This is a genomic window from Chryseobacterium lathyri (assembly GCF_003290185.1).
Taxonomy (GTDB): domain Bacteria; phylum Bacteroidota; class Bacteroidia; order Flavobacteriales; family Weeksellaceae; genus Chryseobacterium; species Chryseobacterium lathyri.
Genome location: NZ_QNFY01000013.1, coordinates 153,626 through 172,379, shown reverse-complemented (window position 1 = coordinate 172,379; position 18,754 = coordinate 153,626). Strand labels below are relative to the sequence as shown.

Genomic DNA, 18,754 nt, shown 5'->3' with positions numbered 1-18,754 from the left:
AAAAAATATAGATTATATTTCTATTATCGAAAAATGAGACAGCACAACCTATAAGCTTCAATTATAAAGGTTTATAATTGATAATTTAAAGCAAATATAGAAATAAAAAATAAAATAAATCAAAAATAAGGGAATTATTTTTCTATATTACAAAAATATAACACACCTATAAAAGCGTATGAAATCTACATAATCTGTAGTTTGCTGATCCGGTAAAAAGAATCAGTAAATTCAGAATTTTGAAAAAATAATAACAAAATTTCATAAGATTTTCGCAAAAAAAATAACGTTACCGGAAAGCAACGTTATGATAATAAGAAGATTATAAAAAAGTCCTTATTATTTGATTGACAAAATTATATCATCCATTAATATTTCATCTGTCATCTGTTAGTATTTTTTTCGTCATAGAAGACGAAAGATCAAATTTAAATCAAAAAATGCGCTCGCAGATTTTGCAGATCAGGCAGAAATTATTGTTTTATTAAAATGCCAATAAATTATCTAAAATTTAATCTCTGTTGCCACTTTTAGCTTGCCGTACCGTCTGATTATCTTTTTGGTTGAATCTGTAAACCAGCGTTAAACGATAGCGGGCAGCATTAGGAATACTGGTCTGGCTGATTTCGTAATCTGCCCCTGCAGTTCTGCTGTTTGACTTTCGTAATCCAAACAGGTTGCTTATATCAAACATAAGCGTTGCTTTGTCTTTTAAAAAAGTCTTGCTGAGTCCAACATCAATACTGTGAAGTGCATCTGTATGAGTCTGGGCAGTAGCATTGGCTCCTCTGAAATTATAAAGCGTTTGAAAAGCAAGTTTGTTCTTCAATTTCAGCTGGGCACTTACGCGGGCGGTTAAGGTATTCCCGGAATAATCGAAGCTTTGATCTTTATAACTGCCCTGTTCGGCATAATGAAACAGATTAAACTCTGTATTAACCTGCAGCCATTTGACAGGATTATAAAGCACTGACAGCTCAAAACCGTGACGGGTTTCCCTTTTTATATTAACCGGCATTGTAATAAACAGCCCCCCTGTATTCCGGAACGTATAATCTTCCATTACTCCGGTATTTCGTTGATAATAAAAGGATGGATTAAAGGTAAGCGTCTTCCAGTTTTTAAGAAAAGCGATTTCAAAAACATTGGCATAAGATGGATTAAGATCCGGATTTCCCACATAACGGCTGCTTAGATCAGTCAGTTCATTAAAAGGATAAATCATGCCCAGCCTTGGCCTGTTGATTCTTTTGCTGTAGCTTCCCTGTAAAGTTGTTCGCTCATTGAAACGATAGCTTACATTCAATGTTGGAAACAGACGGTTATAATTTTTCTCATTGGTATAGGTGCCCGCACGGTCTTCGATACCGATATGGGTAAGCTCGCCACGTAAACCTGCCTGATAACTTAAAGCTCCGGTCTTTCCGGAAAACTGTACGTAAACACTTCCAATCAATTCTTTATATAACAAATGATTATCAATCTGATCAATGATCTCCCAGCCCGCTGAATTCTGCTGTTCCGCGATAAAGTCGGTGTTTACTCTCCGGTCTTCTAACTTCAAACCGAATTCCAAAGTGGAAGTACTGTCCAGTGGCTGCATCATATCTGTTTTAATCATAAAATCCTTGCTCTCACCCATTGAACCTGTCCTGATCATTGGTAAATCTACAGCAGCTGGAAATATTTTGCTGGTTGATAAATTCCAGTCTTTGTCACTATCCCAGAAGTCATACTGCATATCTACAGTCAGCTTCTTTCCTGCTTTAGCAAAGTTTTTGGTATAATTGAATTCGAGCTGGTTATAGCTGCGCTTTTCCCATGATTCGCCCTTTCTGGTGAGACTGCTGTCGATAATTCCGTTTTTATTTGAATATAAATAATTAAGCTGGGTCTTGTCGTGATCATGGGTTGAATTCCTCATGAAAGCTGCGGTAATGGTATTATGATCATTGATCTTAAAGTCGGCCCCAAAATAAAGTAATTTGGCATCATCATGCCTGTTCTCATCCTGTCTCTGGTCCAGATCTACCCGTGTTCCTGAAAGTCCCGTAGACTGTTTCATTGTATACAGACCTACATAATCTGAGAACCGGATGCCGTAGGTAGCAAACAGATTGAGTTTATTTGATTTATAATTTAGGCTGGGGCTGATACGGGTTTCGTTGGGTATGCCGCCTACCAGACGCAGCTGACCATTGAACCCTGCCTTTTTATTCTTTTTAAGTATGATATTGATAATCCCCGCAGAACCGGCTGCATCGAATCTGGAAGAAGGATTGGTGATCACCTCCACACGCTCTACCTGATCGGCGGGCACCTGTTCCAAAGCATTGCTCTGAGTCAGTCCGGTCCGGCGGCCGTCAATTAATACCAATACATTAGAATTCCCCCGTAAACTGATTTCTCCACCCGGACTCACACTAACAGAAGGAACAACGTTGAGAAGATCCGTTACCGCACCTGACTGCGAGAGGACATCCTTACCTACTTCAAAGACTTTTTTGTCCAGTTTTAAACTGACCGATGAACGCTGTCCTGTAACAGATACTTCCTGCAACAGTTTTGTATCAGGCTCCAAAATGACCGTTCCCACATTGACTGCCTCATCAGTCTTAACCTCCACAGGCCTGCTGATCGTCTGAAAACCCGCAAGAGCATAACTGATGGTATAGTTTCCAGCCGTAATGCTTTCCAGCCTGAATATTCCTTTGGCATCCGAAATACCGGCGGCAATCGCCCGATCTCCGTTATCCTTTAATGTTACCGTTACATAAGATATGGGTATATCCTGTTTTTCCTGAATGACTCCAGTAATCTGACCTTTCTGTGCAAATGAATACTGAACAGACAGGATGATAAAAAAAATGATGGCTACTTGTTTCATGATGTAAATTTAAATCGCAGAAACAGCCATTCACAGAAGAAACATCTGAACAGCTCCACAAGCTTTCAAACGACATCTGATTTTTCAAATTAGCTTGTATATTTACATTATGTATTATTTAATATTTTTATTAACGCTGCTTGACCTGCTGGCTATACCTGTTATCCGCAATGAAGATCCGGTACCGGTTTATAAAACCGGAGACAATATGGCCTGGATAAGTAAAAATTATAATGATAAAGACTGGTCTGAGACCAGGGGTAATACTTCGGATAAAATATTCTGGTCACGTACCCATGTTGATCTACGTCCGGTGGAAAACGAGCTGATACCTCTCGGTCTTCAGATCAATTCTTTCGGTGCTTTTGAAGTGTACTGGGATGGTGTACTGATCGGCAGAAACGGACAGCTTCCGAAAAATGGAAATCCGGAAATACCGGGAACTGAATGCAGTTATTACAGGATTCCGAATCATCTGATTTCGCCCGGGCTTCATACGATTGCCATGCGCAGCTCCCAATCCCTGTATCCTGATGTCCAGCGGAGTATTGGATTCACAATCAATAATTACGAAACATTACTGACATACCCACTGGTCACAACGGCCTATATGAACCTGATGGCCGGAGCTTTTCTGATCGCTGCCGTTTATTATTTCTTCCTCTATCTGAACAGCAAAAGAAAACAGAAAGACATCCTTATATTTGCGACCATATGCCTTCTTTTTTTCACTTTACTGATCATGGAATATCTGAAATTCCATGTGAAGCTCCCCTATTCTGAGTTCTTCTTACGTCTTGAAATCATCGGATGGCTGACGTTTACCAATGCGCTGCTGGTTCCTTGGTATTTTATTATTCAATTTAACTTCAGGTATGGGAAATGGCTGATGCTCGCCCTGCTGCTGACACTGCTTGGACTTTATTGGTTCAATTACGGGCATTATGACCTGACTGCCCGGCTCTACAGCCTGGCCATGCTGATAACTGCCTTCATTGTGGTTCTGAATGGCATTCTTCAAAAGGAAAAAGGCGGCTTTATTGCTCTTGCTGCTCTTTTGGCAAGTGCATTGGTCAACAGACTTGTGGTTTATGATTATGGGTTATTTATCAGTTTTACCATTATCGTACTCTCTATGCTTTATCTGCACTCTATCCGTACCAGTGTCATTGAGGCAGAGCATCAGAATGCTGTTTTACTTTCGTCAAGGCTGCAACTGGAATTGCTTAAAAAGAATATTCAGCCTCACTTTTTAAGAAATACACTGACTTCGATGATGGACTGGGTAGAAGAATCCCCCAAGGACGGAGCCCGATTTATACAGGCATTGGCCACAGAATTTGATATTATGAACGAGATCTCTGAACAGACCCTGATCCCTGTTACGAAAGAACTGGAGTTATGCCGCCAACACCTGTCAGTTATGGGTTTTCGGAAGGAAATAAATTATATCTGGGAACAAAAAGGAATCGATGAAACACAGCTGATACCTCCGGCAATCATTCATACCTTACTGGAGAATGGTATTACACACAGCGAGCCACTGTCCGGAAATACAATTCAATTTGTACTCCATTATTCTTTATCAAAAGAGGCTCACCAATATACTTTTGAAACTTTCGCGAAGAACCGGCCAATCATGACGGACCGCGCGGGCGGAAACGGCTTTAAGTATATCAAAGCAAGACTGACTGAAAGTTATGGCCAAAACTGGAAACTTACGTCGGGTTCTACGGAAAACGGCTGGATGTCTACTATTCAAATTTTAAAGCAATGAATATAGTAATTATAGAGGACGAGGCCAGAATTGCCCGACGTTTACAGCGTATGACATCCGAATTCTTTACGGACAGACCCCATGAAATCATTATCTGTGATTCCCTGCAAAAGGGACTTGATCAGGTTTCAACCCGAATTCCCGACCTGCTCCTACTCGATCTTAATCTCAATGGGGATAATGGTTTTGAGCTCTTGGAACATATGGTAGCCGCTTCTTTTCATACCATAATTGTTTCTGCCAATACTGATAAAGCGATTACTGCTTTTGCATATGGAGTCCTTGATTTTGTTCCCAAACCTTTTGATCAGGACAGACTTTTTAAGGCTTTAACAAGATTCGTCAGCCCTGCCATAAAACCGGATGAAGGCATTAAATACCTCGCTGTAAAAAGAGCCGGACAGGTTCGTCTGATCAATATTTCTGAGGTGATCTACATCAAAGGGGCCGGAATTTATACTGAGCTGCATCTCAGTAACGGACAGAATGAGCTTCATGATAAATCCCTTGAATATTTGCAGCAACTTCTTCCTGAGAGGTTTGAACGCATTCATAAGTCTTATCTTGTTAATTTTCAGCAAATCGAAAAAATTATCATTAATCCCGGTACACGATACGGAGCCTTGCTTAAAACAGGTGAAGTATTGCCTGTAGGACGTTCAAAGTATAAAGATCTGAAAAATAAAATGGTCTGATGTCTGAATTCGACATGTGAAGGCCTATTCTTAAAACAGACTCAGGTCATACTGTTTCACCAGGTCTAAAATCATATGATAACCGGCCGAGGAATTTCCATGCTGATCTAATGCGGGACTGAAAACACCGATACCCATTTTCCCGGGAACGCTCACGGCAATTCCGCCTCCAACACCGGATTTGCTAGGTACGCCTACTGTTCTGGCATATTCTCCACTGAATTCGTACATCCCGGCTATGAGCATCTGAGATTGGATCAGTTTCGACATTTCTGCATTTTTATACTTGGTATCTCCGTCAAAACGAACACATTCATTGGCAAAGAAATATCCAATTTTAGCCAAATCTTCAGCCGTAAGCTCAATAGAACATTGTTTGAAATAATTGTCCAGCTGATCTTCATTTCCCGAGATCAGTCCGTTGTTTTTCATCAGGTAAAATATGCCACGGTTACGGTGGCCTGTAGATTTTTCGGATTCGTAAACGGATGTATTGTAATCAATTGTATTATTTTTGGTTATATACCTTACCAGATCCAAAATTTTAAGAAACGGTTTTTCACCTTCTCCTGAAATTAGTGAAGTGGTAAGAATAGCTCCCGCATTCATCATCGGATTCAATGGCTTGCTCGTCGTTTCAAGGTTGGAAAAGTGATTGAAAGGTTTATCGGTTCCAAAATACCCCATTTTATTAAAAACATTTGCTTCCCCTTTCTCATTGACAGCAATCATCAATGCAATGATTTTGGAGATACTCTGCATGGTAAATTTCTTGTGAACATCGCCAGTATTAAAGATTTTACCGTTTTTACCGACCACTGAAAAAGCGATTGCTCTGGCATCCATTTTACCTAGTTCAGGAATGTAATCAGCCACTTTTCCCTCCGTATAATAGTTTCTGTTTTTTTCCAGGATGCTGTTTAAGGTTTTTTCCGAAATTGTGGAAATATCTGCTTTCTGGGCATACATCACTGTGTTTAAGGAAAGAAAAGCTGCAATACAGATTCTTTTTGCAGAAAGTAAAAAACTATTATTCATAAAGGTATTTTCGGCCAACAACTTATCATCAACCTTTAAAAACAAAGATAAAGCATTTCCTCCTCTGCCAGCAAATCTACAGGAAAATATCAGTTCTCAGTTTTGTTTTCCTAACCTAAGTATTTCTACCCAAAGCCATAATTGGTCATTTGTACTCTAAAACAGCTGTATTCTTCTTTGTTACTTTGGAATACAGAACAGTTAATAAAAAAATAACCAACAAAATAAATTCAATATGGACACTACAAACATCAATGCCAACTCTGCCGGCCAGCTTCAATTGGGTGGAGGCGCACAATTCTGGGTTTATCTTTCACCTCAGAACGATACATCCAAAATGATTTCCACATGGCGCGTTACATTCTCACAGGGTAACTGGAGCGATTCGATTTCCAGTGAAGCTCCGACGAAACAAATTCAGACCCCAAATCTTTCGGGTATTTTTGAAATTAAAGTAGAATTATTAAGCGGTTCTACCGGTACATGGCGCCAAATTCCGCCTCAGGCAGGAAGTTACAATGAAATAGGCTGCAATTCGAACTGCGCCTCCATGGTAGGTATTGTTGCTGACAGCACCAACCCTGCTCCCGGAGCTATTAATGCCCATTTCTGGACAACCTGGGATGCTATGTGCAAAGCAGGATAAAACAATTGGCTCATGGTATTAAGCTGTCAGCTATTCATTTAATGACATCATATACAAAACAGATGAAGCCGTCTCATTATTGAGATGGCTTTATATTTTTATCGCAGAAACCGTCTGAACATTATCTAACAAAAGTCAAGTGCATTCGCAAATGGTTATAGGAACTTTGTGTCATTAAAATAAGCAATTATGATACAGAAAAATCTGGCCTTAGTTTCCGGGGCCAACGGACATTTAGGAAATAACCTGGTAAGATTCCTGATCAATAAAGGAGTTCCTGTAAGAGCCAGCGTAAGAAATATTAATAATAAAGCACCATTTACAGGATTGGACTGCGAGGTGGTACAGGCAGATATCACCGACAAATCGTCTTTTATCAAAGCTTTACAGGGAGTAGAGACATTTTATGCAGTGGGAGCATCTTTCAAGCTGTGGGCACAGGATCCTAAAACAGAAATTTATGATGTGAATATTCAGGGAACAAAAAATACGATTGAAGCAGCAGCAGAAGCAGGCGTAAAACGTATTGTTTATGTAAGTTCTATAGCGGCATTAGATTATACAAAACTCCCTACCAAAGAAAGTTACGGCTACAATCCTGACCGCAGGGATATGTATTACAATTCTAAAAACGACGGCGAAAAGCTGGCATTTGAACTGGCCAGGAAACTGGGAATAGAAATAGTATCCGTGATGCCTTCAGCAATGATCGGAAGTGAGGCTTTTTTACCGCTGAACGTTTCTTATGGAGTTTTAAAGCTCATTCTCAATAAAGAAATCCCGGTAGATACTAAAATAACCCTGAACTGGATCGATGTAAAAGATGTTGCAGAAGGTTGTTACCTGGCTGCACAGAATGGCCGTGACGGAGAACGCTATATCCTTGCCAATGAGAAGTGTATGACCATTACAGACACTACTATCTTAGCCAATACATTATTTCCTGAGCTAAAGATCAAAATTCCCGGTTCAGTGCCTAAAGCTATTTTATTTACTATTGCCGGAATTATGGAGCTTACTGCTAAAATACAGAAAAAGCCACCTGTTCTGACCCGCAAGGATATTGCGATGTTTTCGGGTTTGCAGCAAGATTTTGACATTACAAAATCCAGAAAAGAATTGGGATTCAACCCCAAAAGTCCGGAACAGGCAGTAAAGGAAGCACTACTTTATTTAATGGAGCATAAAGAGCTATTGAAATAGTTGTTGTAAATTTGAATTTATAACCATCTGTAAGGTACGATGCAGCAGAAATTAATTGATTTTATCCAGTCCGGACATCCTCTTTCCCAAATGGATAAGGATTTGATTTTTCAATATTTTGAACCGGTACTTTTTCCTAAAAACCGTATTATTGAAGAAGCGGGAAAAGTACCGGAATACCTGTATTATATCATATCAGGCTATCTACGCCTGTTCCATTATAACGAAAATGGAGATGAGGTAACAACGCACATCAATTGTCCTCCGGGATTTTTCACCTCCTATTTTAATTTCATAAATGCAACAAAATCTAATGAAAATGTTGAATGCATCACTGAATGTGAGCTCCTACGAATCACCAGGACGGATCTTGATTCTTTAACTTCAAAAAGTGAAGCTATGAAAGATTTCAGCATAGAAGTTTTTCAAAAATCTATTGTCTATAATGAAACCCGATCCACTGAGCTCGCCACTCTTTCCGGAGAAAAACGCTACAGGAAACTTATTGAAAATTATCCGGGAATCCTGCATAATGTGCCTATTAGCTATATTGCTTCTTTCCTGGGAATGAAGCCTGAAAGCCTGAGCCGTATCCGCAGGAAACTAATATAAAATAATTTCTGTCATAAAATCCAAATAATATCTGGTATTGGCTTTCATTATCTTATAGCCTAATCCTTATTTTTGCAGAACATTAAGCAACTTATTATGAATCTAAAATTTTCTGACCACAATCAAATTGGAGTAGTTTCTACTTTTTCTGAGCTTATAAATACCAATTTTCAGGGAGCGATGAATGCAGTTTGCTGGGACAGAAATTTAGACGGTGATTTTAAAGAAATTGTGTCTCAACTTCAATTAAAAGAGAATATTACGGAAGTTTCCATTGAAGATCTTTTAGCACTGCAGCTATCAGAAGAAGGGAATGCTGCAAGGGAAATTATCTTGAGTGATTTAAAGCAATTAGCTGATTTCGGAGCCTCCCCTTCCCTTAATTTACTCAAAAGTTACGAGCGAGATGAGGAGTTCGATTTTATTTCAACCGATGTATATTCGTATCATGTGGACCGCTCGCCTGTTGGTACCCAAACTTTTTTATGTACCTACCATGGTGCTGCAAGTGATATCTTACCTAATGATCAGGCTACACAAAAAATCCTGATTCCGGAAATCCGGGAAAAGCTTAAAGAATTACATGACGGTCCGGAAACAGAATTCGAAATGTTCCTGAAAGACTGTTTCTTCGATCTGCATTATCAGCCCAAGTCCAATGCCCAACCCATAAATTTAGGATCAGGGCATCTTTGGAAATTGGCAGTAGATCATCCGGGGCAGCAAGTCCTGCCTTGTATTCATAGGGCTCCTGTTGAAAGGGATGGTGAGTATAGGCTGTTGCTGATTTGCTAAATGGTTGATTTTTCAATAAAAGCTGTTTTGCTTGCATTCCTGTATAATTTTTGGTAAATTGATGTACATTATTTTAAATCAATATCTAACTCACATGGCTGATACAGTTATATTATCTGAAGGAGCGGAATTCGATCACGTTATACAGGAGGTTTCAAAATACATCCACCTTTATGTAATGGCCTTTGAAAAGGAAGAGCGAAGCATTATACGCATAGATAAACGTGAAAAAATGTATGGCGGAAACGGAACTGTATACATGATCCAAATGTTCGATCAGAATGAGCTGACCAATAATCGTCTGGGTGCTTATATGGTTCTATTAAATACAGGTGATGAATCCGGGTTTCATACCCACAATGAAAAAAATGAAGAAGAACTATATATTGTTGTGCATGGAGCCGGAGAGTATCGTGAAAGAACCGGAACTCAGGGACCGGAGCGAAAAAAAATACTTCAAAAAGGAGATATTACAGCCATCAGTTCCATAGGCTATCATTCTATTGAAAACATCGGAGATGAACCTTTGGTTATGTTTGTTATTACGACTAATAATCCTTAATAAAGAATAAAGCTTAACATCCTTCTCAACTAAGCTGTAAAATATTGGAAAGGGTTTGCCTTGCGTTCACAGAGTCCTGTTGAAAGGATGCTGCTTTTGATCAGTTAGAGGATTGATATTTATTAAGTATGATATGATTAACATTTTTTGTATCTCCGGATCATCTCTTATTCCATTTTATCTTCGCTTCTCGCCTGAAGGCAAAAGGTTTTCTTTATTGAAAATAATTATCATTTTTTTTCGGAAATTGATAACTGACGCGAGATTATTTGCCATATTATTGTGTTTTCATGATAACATCGTTTTAAAAAAAATATATTGATAGGTATTCCCACAATCATTATGAGTTCCGTTTTTTATCTCATATCTTATATCTTCATTTCCTGTACAATGGAGGTTGAAAAGAAAAAAAATTTAAATATCTCTTCTGAAATTTACAATTGTACACATGTAAATAACCAAACAAAATCATGGTCACATCCAAAGCTTCAAGAATTTTTAAAGATATTTACTGTTAACCCTATGTTTCTAGTGTTAGGGAGCAATAAATCAAAAACAGAAGGAAGTGATATAGCTTGCATATGCAGCCAAAAGATGAAGGAGCTCAATTTAATGGTTAAGGATTGCAAAGGATGCCTCAGGCCAATTGGGAATCCAACACAGATTAAAATTTTGATTTTATGTTTAGCCGCTTCAATAACGATAATTATTGGTTTAATCATATTCATCAGAATAAAACCAAATACAAATAACAATTCAGACATTTATTTGCCTGAAAAAAGCACAGAAATAAGCCCCACAGAAATACCCGATGCCAAATTACCAAATTCAATTAGTAGCAGTACTGAACTGTTGATCCTTGAAAAGCTAAATAATTTTGAAGATAATAACATGTTTACAAAAAAGGGGGTTACCCTTGGCAATCTTGCTACAGAGTTTGGAACGAATGTAAAATATTTATCTGCAATTATTAAAAAATATAAATCTGACAGCTTTAAGACCTATATTAATACTCTCAGGATAAATTATATAATCAGCAAGATGGACAATGATATTTCTTATAAAAAATATAAGATAAGCTATCTTGCAGAAGTGACCGGCTTTGCCACGGCTTCTTCGTTCACCAAAACTTTTAAAGAAATTACAGGTCTCCCTCCATCCTTATACTTTGAAAATAAATATGATAAATCGGTTTCCGAATAATAAACTAATTGCAGCTTTCAGTAACTGAAATCAAGTGGGTATATTTTTTTTTCCACTTGGTTATCGTATTCCGGCTTAATTTAAAGATTGAAGCAGTTCGCATATTACTTAAATCGTTTTTAATTTGGTAATTTAAAATCTTTGAAATACTGTGTTTATTATATGCTTTGTGTTTTTGATTCAAAGTGAATGTGTCCTTATCAATACCTCCAAAAATTTTTTGATTCAGCTCAATTATATCGAATTGAGATAGCTCATTTTTACTTAAAATCGGCATACAGACATCTTTTCTGTCCGGAAATTTTTGTTCAAGTATATCTAAAAAGATCAGCTTATAGTTTGGCGTAAGATTCTTCTCCATATCATTATCTTTATTGATTTAAGCTTCTGTACTTTCATATTTAGATATCCATTTATACAGGGTTGTCTTTGGGATTCCGTACCTATTTATAATTTGTAATTTTGTCATTTCTCCGGAAGAAATCTTCTCCATGATAAATGCTATTATTTCCACTGTATACAGATTTTTATGCAATTCTGTCCTTGCTGGCTTTTTCACCTCGTCATCTTCACTGCTGAGACGAGCCTTTGCTTTAGGAGAATATAATATCAGGTGCTGAGTGTAAACCCTGAAAAAATCGTACTTTAAAAGCTTGCACCAGCTGAGAAGGATCTCTGCATCCAAAGTTTCAGCTTCATACATTTTGTTGATTTCGTTCATGTCACATTTGAAAAACCTGCAGATATGGCTTGTTTTAAGTCCTGATTCCATGACTTTTAAATCAATTAATTTCCCGATATGTATTTTCTTATAATTCATGCCCTATTGCCAATCATCAGGCAAAGTCTTTTAAGTTCAACGATGGATACTAGTCAGAAACTTTATATACAGATACTGACACTTTACTATCGGTGAGTAATGATAAATTAACGTTTCCAGTTTCAACAGCAAATGTGATTGTCTCACCAGCATTCAGCGGAACAATAGCTCCAAGAGTAGTGGAAGTAACAGGTACCGAAGCAAGTGTGACACTAAGAATAGATACACGGACAGCATCAATAATTTTCTGTTCAAATACAGTATTGCCATTTTTCAGGATACCTAACCTTTTACCCCCTAACACACTTAAATCAACACCACCCGCCAACTGGACCTCATACTTCACATCATAAAGTCCTGTTTTCGGAGCTGTATAAACTCCATTGTTGAGAAGCGTAGAAACTCCTGTTTTAGTGTCTGTTGATGTAAGGCTTATTTTATTCCAGCTTGTCCCGGAAATGCCTAAATTTATTAGCGACCAAGCACCATTTTTACTTGCAAAAAGTGCTGTTCCCGTTCCGCCTGCCTCTTTATTACCATTCAAGGCTGCCCAGACATTGTTAGGGGCATCATAATAGTAATAGCCTGATGCTGTGACTTGCATTGTTTTGGGTGTTGGCGTCCCAACGGGCGCTGTAACATACACTATAGCCCCATTTTGAACATTACCGTACACAGAATCTTTTGCTTTTAATTGATCTCCTGTAATTCTTGGAGGTAACAGTCCATCAATTGAAGTAGTTATAGTTGGATTTCCTACAATATCCATCGTTGCAGAAGGATTTGCGGTATTCACCCCCACCTGTGCATAAAATACTGATGTTATGCCTACAGTGAATGCTAATAATGAGTTTTTTTTCATGATATATATTAGATTTGTAAAAATTACTAGTTATTAATGCTCACAGAGCCTAAAAAATGCTCTAGCATTAACAATGTAAAAGTCAACACAAAATCACAGGCATACAAACGAATATCTACCCATTTTCGGAAATCTAATTGATGATATTTCCGAAAACAGCTATATCTTTTTAAAGTAATAATGACGTTGTTATCGCTATGAATAAAGAATAAGAAGATTATTCCTCTGAAGTAATTATCGTTTAAAAACTATAGACCTTGAATAAGAGTCCAAACTTTGCCGTTTTGTCTTGCTAAAATATAATAGCTATCCTTTTTCAGAATATCACCATCCAACTAATTAATTTGATCATTTTTATGCGCTTATATATCAATAGTTTTGGATAAAAAAGATTTTAATTTGTATTCATGAAAAAATATAATTCAGCTTAAGCTTTGGCTGGCTGATTTGGCTTTTTAAAAATAATTTTTTTTTTCATCATTTGTGTTGTTACCACACCTAATATAATAAAAGGTGTGGTTTTTACTTCATTAAAATCTAATTTGTTTAAGAAATCAAGCCTTATGATCTGACCATATTAAGCTTATAAAGGAATTATTTTTTTACTGAAAGGGATCTAAATTGAGATGGAGTTAAGTCTGTTTTGGATTTAAAAAACTTAATAAAATTGGTTACCTCTTTAAAGCCCAGCTTATATGCGATTTCACTTATACTTTTATCCTGGTAACAGAGATTTCTTTTGATTTCCAGAATCATCCTGTTGATCAGCCATTGTTTTGGGGTTTGTTTTTCTTCCTCTAGAAAAGCAATTTGAAGTGTTCGCAAACTCACATTTAAATTTTCAACATAAAATTCTAATGTATGCCTTTGGTGGATATTTTTATTAACCATAGACTTGAATTTTGACAGTAACAGCTTGTTCTTGGAAACATCGAGCTTTCTATCTTTATACTCTGATAAGTTTTCTGCAATTAAAAGGATATTGAATAAGTAATTATTTAAAATAGCAGACTGAGCTTCATGATAGGGTCTCTTAAGTTCATCATTTATAAAGCTGAATAAGGCGGAAATCTCATCAAATCTTTCCCTTACATCAAAATACGGTAAATTTAATGGATCATTAAATAAATCTGATTGTCCAAAAAACTGGGTCTGGCATAAATTATTTGTACAAAAAAAGTCTTCAGTAAAAATTAACACCCTCCCCTTGTAATTGGCAGGCTCATGAAATTGAGTCACTTGATTTTGAGTAACAAAAAGCATATACTTTTGTTCTATATCAATGGTAGTAAAATCTATGGTATGCTTCCCCTCGCCTTCGTCGAAAAGATAGATGACATTAAATTCCGTTCTATGTGGCTGGAATAGCTCGGAAGACCGTAGTAATAGCAACTCCGATATGCTTTTGGTGTTGATATAAGAAACACCATTATCAGCATTGAGAAAGGGCTCGATTAGAAATTCTTCCATAATTCATATTTTATTTAAACGAAATGATTAATGCTGGTATATTACAGTTTTTTATATTCATATTTAAAAACTTAATCGGATACCTGCCAAACTAATGTATTATGAAGGAATATTTGTAATAAAAATTCCTGCCACAACTACAATGTGTATTCAAAAAAAACTGCACCTATACCGATGCAGTTTAAACACAAATGATAAAAAAATATCTAGAATCTCTTAAGTCCTCAATTATTTTAAACCTATACAACTCTTTTTGAGTACTGCTACAAAAATAATTCCTCAAAATGAAATCATTTCGATAAAAAAACGTATAAAAAAGGTAAATATGCGAATTGAAGAAATAAAATTTTCTCTTTAAATATTTAAAAAGTTAATATGTTTCTCTAATTGGTAGAAAATTAAGATACATTTTCCCCCTTATGATCTTTATTTCCATACTTAACTGGGGACAAATTCAACTGATTTGTCGTTCGAGGAAAACTTCATAAGTATCAAGATTTCAGTTACTATCTTTGCGATCTAGAAAATATCAACTAGCCAACGAGCTGGTAAGAAAATTGAATCTTTACTTCCGATCAATAGTGAGGTGAATCAATTTTAAATAGAAATCATAATGCAAAACAAGTGAATATTACCAATAACATCAGAAAAAAATAAGGAGTTTAAGTACTGATACCTCTCTCAATTTTTGTAGGACTGTACCCAAACTGTTTTTTAAATGTATAAGAAAAATGTGAAAGGTCCTCAAAACCCAGATCAACAAAAATATCAGACGCGGATTTACCTTCTTCTTTTATCAAAAAATGAGCTTCATTCAGACGTTTTTGCATAATCCATTTATGCGGTGAAGACTGAAATATTTTTTCAAAATCACGTTTAAATGTAGCAAGACTTCTTCCTGTGAGATAAGCAAAACGTTTGAGATTAACATTGTATCTATAGTTTTGATTCATAAAGGCTTCCAGATCAATTTTAAAAGGTTCGGAAAAATCAAAAAGGATATTTTTCAGTTCAGGCTGGGCTTGCAATAAAATTAAAAGAAGTTCTTTTATTTTCAGGTCAATCAGAGACTGATTTTTCAGGTTACTTTCCAGAAGTGTCTGTAAAGAAATCATAAAATTCTGAAGTACAGCATTGACTTCGATAGGAATAAGAGACTTTGCCGTAACCGAATGTTCAGTATGAAGATTATATTCTTTCGAAAAGTTTATTAAATCCTCATCATTCAAATAGATATTCATACTTTCAAAAACACCGTTTTCAGGTGGAATTTTAACAAACTTTACTAACTGATTTTTTCTGATAAGATTAAAATCTCCTGGATTTGCGGCATAAGTGCCATTACTATCTGACAACATAAAACTACCCGAAATCTGATACGAAAGAGTATGTTTCGGAACAAAATTTTCGCCTTTCCTATTCAGTTTGTGATAACAGGAATAAACAATATCCTTAGTTTGTAATCTGTTGTTCATATCGAAAAATAAAAGCATTACTATTGCGTAATGCTTTATCAAATTTACAAATTATTATTTCAGAATTGCTTTTGGTTCAAGGTAAGCTTCCAAACCATAGGTACCGTATTCTCTTCCGATTCCTGATTGTTTAAAACCACCAAAAGGAACCAATGGATCATGATTGAAACCATTGATACAAATTCTTCCAGCATCAATTTGAGAAGCAACACGCATTGCTCTTTCTGGATCTGCTGAACTAATATAAGCAGCCAATCCGTAAGGTGAATCATTTGCAATTTCAATTGCTTCATCTTCTGTTTTATAAGGGATGATGGATAAAACCGGACCAAAAATCTCTTCCTGAGCAATTCTCATTTTATTGTTGACGTTGGTGAAAATTGTAGCTTTTACAAAGTTTCCCTCTTCTAGTCCTTCAGGTTTTCCTTCGCCGCCGGCAAGTAATACAGCGCCTTCTTCCAAACCTAATTTAATATAACTTTGAACTCTGTCAAACTGTTTCACACTGACCATCGGGCCAATATGAGTATCCTCATTCTGAGGTAAATTAACAATGATTTTGTCAACAGTAGCTTTTGCAATGGCATTTACTTTATCCAGTTTATTTGCAGGTACCAAAAGTCTTGTCGGTGCAATACAAGCTTGCCCACTGTTCATATAAGCTCCATAAACTGCCATTGGAATGGTGTTTTCCAAATCTGCATCCTCAAGAATAATGTTCGGAGACTTCCCACCCAATTCCAAAGTGACACGTTTCATTGTATCGACAGCAATTTTTGCAATTAGTTTCCCGACTGCTGTAGAACCTGTGAATGAAATTTTAGAAACGTCCGGGTTACTGGTCAATTCTGTGCCAACCACATTTCCCAGGCCTGTCACGAAGTTGATGATCCCCTCCGGCAAGCCGGCATCATGAAATGCTTCCATCAAAACCTGAGTCTGCAGACTGCTTATCTCGCTAGGTTTGATTACAACGGTACATCCTGCTGCAATCGCTGTAGCAACTTTGCTGCAGATGGAGCTGTTGCTGGAATTCCAGGGTGTAATGATTCCGACTACACCAACAGGTTGTAATTTCACGAATGAAGAATTGATGGTTTCTTCAAATTTGTACGTCTGAAGCACTTCTATCATACTGTCGAACCAAGCTCCGATATGCCTACTGCTCATCGTAACGAATTGGCGTGTACCACCATATTCTTCAATCATGATATCAATAAAATCCTGTTGTCTTTTTTCGACTGCAGTTCTTAATTTTCTCAAATAATCAATACGTTTAGCAACTGTAGATTTAGAAAAGCTTTTGAATGCAACTTTTGCCGCTGCGATTGCATTTTTCGCATCTATTTCATCAGCTAATGTGACTTCTCCGATCTTTTGATTATTAGATGGATTGATCACATCAAAAATTTCTGCCCCGTGTGGAGTAACAAACATACCGTTGATGTAAATTTTATTTACTATTTTCATTTTGTTGACTTTAATGATACAAATTTAGAATGATGACTTAACTTGAACTTTGTAGAAAAGCTCAAATTAACTTTGTAAAAAAGCTCAGGCCATAAAAGCAGAGATAAGGATTATCTTGCCTCCAATACATTGGTTCTAAAAACAATGGTCATTGTAAGTTCATTCTAATTCATATGTTACATTTACGTTTCCCTAATCTAATGCCCCTGACAACCCTGTAAGATCGTTAACCGGGACTAATTTGATTACTATTAAAAATGGCGCCGCTTATCTAAAAGCGGCGCCATTTGGTTTTTGGTCAACAAGATAGGGCTTATCTAAGCACTTCTTATAAGACCGGGTTCCTTTGAGTCAAATTAAAAGTGAATGACTAAGTCCTTTCTCGCCCTTATGTTTGAGTTGTTAGACTATACAGCCTGATCAGAATAACATTATTCTATCCATAAATGTCCCACAGAATAGGTTCTGGCTTTACCTGCCACAACCACTCTTTCATTTTTGTTTTCACAATAGAGCTGGCCGCCTCTTTCCGATAGCTGGCGGGCGAAAAGCTTATCTTTTCCTAATCTTGATGACCAGAAAGGAATAAGCGAGCAGTGTGCAGAGCCGGTTACAGGATCTTCAAGAATAGACGACTGCGGCGTAAAATATCTTGAAACAAAATCACTGTCAGTACCTGCTGCTGTTACAATAACGCCTCCCGGATCCAGATTGATAAGGTCAAAAACAGATCTTTCAATTTTGATTTTTTTTATGTCTTCCTCAGATTCGTATACCAGAACATAGTCTCTTGATTTGAAGACTTCCTTAGGCTGGATATTGAGAGATTGGGTGATAATATCCGGAAGAGCAGATACTTCAGGCATTCTTGACGGGAAATCCATATAATAAAATCCATCTTTTACTTCGACTGTTAATTCACCGCTTTTAGTTTGAAAAACCATTCTGTTACTCTGATGGTTTAAGATGGAAACTAAGCAATGAGCCGTGGCAAGAGTAGCATGCCCGCACAGGTCCATTTCTATTTCAGGGGTAAACCATCTCAGATGAATAGTATCGCCATTATCAATAAAGAAAGCTGTTTCTGCCACAGCATTTTCACTGGCTATTTTTAAAAGTATCTCATCAGGTAACCAGTTTTTTAATGGGACAACACAGGCAGGGTTCCCATGGAAGATCTCTTCTGTAAAAGCATCTATTTGATATAATTCTAACTTCATGATAGACAAAATTTAGGTC

The 18,754-nt window shown here is 36.9% G+C and carries 17 protein-coding genes; 8 read left to right on the top strand and 9 right to left on the bottom strand.

What is annotated here, in order from left to right; all coding sequences use genetic code 11:
- Window positions 1-511 precede the first annotated feature (511 nt).
- Window positions 512-2,887 (bottom strand): TonB-dependent receptor, encoded by a 2,376-nt coding sequence (locus DRF61_RS18155; RefSeq protein ID WP_111959655.1) that lies wholly within the window; start codon window positions 2,885-2,887, stop codon window positions 512-514.
- A 109-nt stretch (window positions 2,888-2,996) separates the two neighbouring features.
- Here DRF61_RS18155 and DRF61_RS18150 point away from each other — a divergent pair, with 109 nt between their 5' ends.
- Together DRF61_RS18150 and DRF61_RS18145 are read left to right on the top strand one after the other, a co-directional pair.
- On the top strand, window positions 2,997-4,664 hold the full coding sequence (locus DRF61_RS18150) for a histidine kinase (protein WP_111959653.1): 1,668 nt from the start codon (window positions 2,997-2,999) through the stop codon (window positions 4,662-4,664).
- Window positions 4,661-5,359, top strand: coding sequence for a LytR/AlgR family response regulator transcription factor (locus tag DRF61_RS18145; RefSeq protein ID WP_111959651.1), 699 nt, complete (start codon window positions 4,661-4,663; stop codon window positions 5,357-5,359). Before DRF61_RS18150 ends, DRF61_RS18145 begins: the two co-directional genes overlap by 4 nt.
- Window positions 5,360-5,389: 30 nt before the next feature.
- On the opposite strand, the gene glsA is transcribed toward DRF61_RS18145, so the two are convergent.
- Window positions 5,390-6,397 carry a glutaminase A gene (gene glsA / locus DRF61_RS18140; RefSeq protein ID WP_111959669.1) on the bottom strand — a complete coding sequence of 336 codons (1,008 nt, stop codon included), beginning with the start codon at window positions 6,395-6,397 and terminating at the stop codon, window positions 5,390-5,392.
- A gap of 235 nt (window positions 6,398-6,632) precedes the next feature.
- Between glsA and DRF61_RS18135 the strand changes: the two genes are divergently transcribed.
- The 6 genes from DRF61_RS18135 (at window position 6,633) to DRF61_RS18110 (ending at window position 11,418) form a co-directional block, all read left to right on the top strand.
- Window positions 6,633-7,043 (top strand): hypothetical protein, encoded by a 411-nt coding sequence (locus DRF61_RS18135; protein WP_111959649.1) that lies wholly within the window; start codon window positions 6,633-6,635, stop codon window positions 7,041-7,043.
- 189 nt (window positions 7,044-7,232) lie between these two features.
- Entirely contained in the window at window positions 7,233-8,246 is a 1,014-nt protein-coding gene (locus DRF61_RS18130; protein WP_111959647.1) for an NAD-dependent epimerase/dehydratase family protein, read from the top strand.
- A 39-nt stretch (window positions 8,247-8,285) separates the two neighbouring features.
- Window positions 8,286-8,858: a Crp/Fnr family transcriptional regulator gene (locus tag DRF61_RS18125; RefSeq protein WP_111959645.1), complete on the top strand. Its 573-nt coding sequence runs from the start codon at window positions 8,286-8,288 to the stop codon at window positions 8,856-8,858.
- A 96-nt stretch (window positions 8,859-8,954) separates the two neighbouring features.
- Window positions 8,955-9,653, top strand: a complete 699-nt coding sequence (locus tag DRF61_RS18120; RefSeq protein WP_111959643.1) for a DUF1826 domain-containing protein — start codon at window positions 8,955-8,957, stop codon at window positions 9,651-9,653.
- A gap of 94 nt (window positions 9,654-9,747) precedes the next feature.
- Window positions 9,748-10,215, top strand: coding sequence for a cupin domain-containing protein (locus tag DRF61_RS18115; protein ID WP_111959641.1), 468 nt, complete (start codon window positions 9,748-9,750; stop codon window positions 10,213-10,215).
- 390 nt (window positions 10,216-10,605) lie between these two features.
- Entirely contained in the window at window positions 10,606-11,418 is an 813-nt protein-coding gene (locus DRF61_RS18110) for a helix-turn-helix domain-containing protein (RefSeq protein WP_157963402.1), read from the top strand.
- A 4-nt stretch (window positions 11,419-11,422) separates the two neighbouring features.
- Here the strand turns inward: DRF61_RS18110 and DRF61_RS18105 are convergent, their stop codons facing one another.
- The 7 genes from DRF61_RS18105 to DRF61_RS18075 form a co-directional block, all read right to left on the bottom strand.
- A complete protein-coding gene (locus tag DRF61_RS18105) occupies window positions 11,423-11,779 on the bottom strand; it encodes a helix-turn-helix domain-containing protein (RefSeq protein ID WP_111959637.1) in 357 nt (118 codons plus the stop codon).
- Between the two features lie 18 nt (window positions 11,780-11,797).
- Entirely contained in the window at window positions 11,798-12,238 is a 441-nt protein-coding gene (locus tag DRF61_RS18100; RefSeq protein WP_111959635.1) for a transposase, read from the bottom strand.
- Between the two features lie 49 nt (window positions 12,239-12,287).
- Window positions 12,288-13,100, bottom strand: a complete 813-nt coding sequence (locus DRF61_RS18095; protein ID WP_111959633.1) for a hypothetical protein — start codon at window positions 13,098-13,100, stop codon at window positions 12,288-12,290.
- A gap of 594 nt (window positions 13,101-13,694) precedes the next feature.
- The gene (locus DRF61_RS18090) at window positions 13,695-14,570 is read right to left on the bottom strand and encodes a helix-turn-helix domain-containing protein (protein WP_111959631.1); all 876 of its coding nucleotides are present in this window, start codon (window positions 14,568-14,570) and stop codon (window positions 13,695-13,697) included.
- Window positions 14,571-15,232: 662 nt separating this feature from the next.
- Window positions 15,233-16,045, bottom strand: a complete 813-nt coding sequence (locus tag DRF61_RS18085) for a helix-turn-helix domain-containing protein (protein ID WP_111959667.1) — start codon at window positions 16,043-16,045, stop codon at window positions 15,233-15,235.
- Window positions 16,046-16,099: 54 nt separating this feature from the next.
- The gene (locus DRF61_RS18080; protein ID WP_111959629.1) at window positions 16,100-17,515 is read right to left on the bottom strand and encodes an aldehyde dehydrogenase family protein; all 1,416 of its coding nucleotides are present in this window, start codon (window positions 17,513-17,515) and stop codon (window positions 16,100-16,102) included.
- A gap of 431 nt (window positions 17,516-17,946) precedes the next feature.
- Window positions 17,947-18,735, bottom strand: a complete 789-nt coding sequence (locus DRF61_RS18075) for a PhzF family phenazine biosynthesis protein (protein ID WP_111959627.1) — start codon at window positions 18,733-18,735, stop codon at window positions 17,947-17,949.
- Window positions 18,736-18,754: the final 19 nt, after the last annotated feature.